This window comes from Bradyrhizobium sp. NBAIM08, from assembly GCF_020193935.1.
GTDB lineage: Bacteria > Pseudomonadota > Alphaproteobacteria > Rhizobiales > Xanthobacteraceae > Bradyrhizobium > Bradyrhizobium yuanmingense.
In genome coordinates this window covers 1-395 of the sequence record NZ_JADYVR010001113.1, presented here as the reverse complement: position 1 = coordinate 395, position 395 = coordinate 1, and the positions used below count along the sequence as shown (strand labels likewise).

Annotated in this window: 1 protein-coding gene; it reads left to right on the top strand. The window is 47.3% G+C overall.

What is annotated here, in order from left to right; translation table 11 throughout:
• Nucleotides 1-395 (top strand): alanine racemase (locus I6F37_RS43720; RefSeq protein ID WP_225154942.1); only part of this gene is annotated, 395 nt, incomplete at both ends.

The following is a 395-nucleotide window of genomic DNA, read 5'->3' as shown; positions in this document are numbered from 1 at the left end:
AGCCAACCTCCTGCAGTTTCATAAAGTGGATTATTTAGCCGTGGCTTTTGCGGATGAAGGGGTGGAGTTAAGAAAGGCCGGCATTGCGTTGCCCATAATGGTAATGAGCCCGGATGACGGCACGTTTGATGTGATGGTGCAGTACAACCTGGAACCTGAGTTATATTCCTTCGGTATTCTCAACTCATTTCAGCATTACTTAGCAGCGGCCGGGATCGAAAATTACCCTGTGCATATCAAGCTGGATACGGGCATGCACCGGCTGGGTTTTGAAGAAGCAGATATAGCACAACTGAAAAATATATTGCAAACTACCACCCGGCTAAAAGTGCAATCGGTATTTTCTCACCTCGCGGCAAGTGACAACGAAAGCCTGGATGCATTCACCGAATATC